Origin of the sequence: Streptococcus sp. HMSC071D03, from assembly GCF_001812125.1 — a bacterium.
In the GTDB taxonomy this organism is placed as follows: domain Bacteria; phylum Bacillota; class Bacilli; order Lactobacillales; family Streptococcaceae; genus Streptococcus; species Streptococcus pseudopneumoniae_N.
In genome coordinates this window covers 73,528-75,379 of sequence record NZ_KV807780.1, presented here as the reverse complement: position 1 = coordinate 75,379, position 1,852 = coordinate 73,528, and the positions used below count along the sequence as shown (strand labels likewise).

General features: G+C 39.8%; 1 protein-coding gene. It reads right to left on the bottom strand.

The genetic code is table 11. The features are described from left to right. A partial coding sequence (locus tag HMPREF2837_RS07765) for a YSIRK-type signal peptide-containing protein (RefSeq protein WP_148131840.1) occupies positions 1-1,618 on the bottom strand: 1,618 nt, incomplete at its 3' end. Positions 1,619-1,852: the final 234 nt, after the last annotated feature.

Sequence of the window (1,852 nt, the reverse complement as noted above, 5' to 3'; positions counted from 1 at the left end):
CTGGCAATTCAGGTTGAACTTCAGGCTCACCTTTGTCACTGACTATAGCCTCTGGCAACTCTGATTGGACTGCAGGTTCACCTTTGTCAGTTACAACAGCTTCTGGTAAGGCGGGTTGGACTGCAGGTTCGCCTTTATCGGTAACAACTGCTTCTGACAATTCAGGTTGGACTGCAGGTTCACCTTTGTCAGTAACAACAGCTTCTGGTAAGGCGGGTTGGACTGTAGGTTCACCTTTATCGGTTACAACCGCTTCTGGCAATTCAGGTTGAACTTCAGGCTCACCTTTATCGGTTACAACCGCTTCTGGCAATTCAGGTTGAACTTCAGGCTCACCCTTATCAGTCACGACTGCTTCTGGTAACGCAGGTTGAACTTCCGATACGCCTTTATCACTTACAACAGCCTCTGGCAAGGCGGGTTGGACTGTAGGCTCACCTTTATCGGTTACAACTGCTTCTGGTAACTCTGACTGGATCGCAGGCTCACCTTTGTCACTGACTACAGCTTCTGGCAACTCTGATTGGACTGCTGGTTTACCTTTGTCTGTTATAACTGCTTCTGGCAATTCAGGTTGAACTTCCGGCTCGCCTTTGGCGCTAACTACAGCTCCTGGCAACTCTGATTGGACTGCTGGTTCACCTTTGTCAGCTACAACCGCTTCTGGCAACTCTGATTGGACTTCTGGTGTGCCTTTGTTACTGACTACCGCTTCTGGTAACTCTGGCTGGATCGCAGGCTCACCCTTGTCGGTTACCAGAGTTCCAGCTTGTACATCCTTATGTTCTGCTAATTGTGATTGAGAATTTGAAGATCGTTTCTCTTCTTTTCTTGGATTGGTTAATTCTGCAGAGAGAGGTTTTTCAACTACTTGAACTTCTGTCGGCTTAGTTGAAGAAACAGATGTTTGTTCCTGCATAGCTTGTACTGTTGATGGATTCTCGACAAAATTTGGTGTAACACTATAATCCACATTTTGTTGTTTTGTAGGAGTGGCTGCTGATTTTTCTTGATTATTTACTTTAGACTCAGAAGTTATGTTTCCCTCTTTGATATATCCAACATATCTGTAACCTGAAATATCTTTAGGAAGAGGTAATTTTTCTCCAAAGGTCAGTTCATAGTCAGTATTGTAATTTATCAAAAGATTATTTTCTAAAGCATGAGCTGAAACTAAGACACCATTTCCTATCCCTGCAACCAATGCTAAATGTAATACTGTTTTATTCTTAACCTTTTTCTTGGAGACGGCAAAAATTAAAATCCCCAGAGCCGCTAAGCTAGCACCAGTAACTAGGGTTTGCATATCATTCTTACTTCCAGTATTTGGTAAGTCTCCCAGTTGATTTTGGGAATTTAATTTATAAACAAGATAATAAGTCTCATCATCATTCTCCATGTATGTAGGAATGTCATAGACAAGCTGCTTCTTTTCTTCTGATGATAGCTCTGACTCTGTCACATATTTATAGTGAACACCTTTAGTCTCTTGAGCCTCTACAGATGAGATACCTAATACAGACATAAAAAATAAACTTGAAATCGTTGCAGAGACAAGTCCTACTGATAATTTTCTAAATGAAAAACGCTGTTGTTTTTCACCAAAGTACTTTTCCATGATTCCTCCTTGAAATAAAATTTTAAAAATATGCAAGCTAAACTTTATTATATTAGCCTGTTATCTTATAAAAAGGTAACACACTTTGATTATACTCTTAATTTACCAAAAAGTCTTAAAATTGAGATGCGCTTTCATACTTTGTTTTATATATAAAATACGAATGAACAGGGTTTGAATTTCTTATATTCTTTTTGGATAAAAAAATAGGCTCTCCGAAAACTCGGAAAGCCT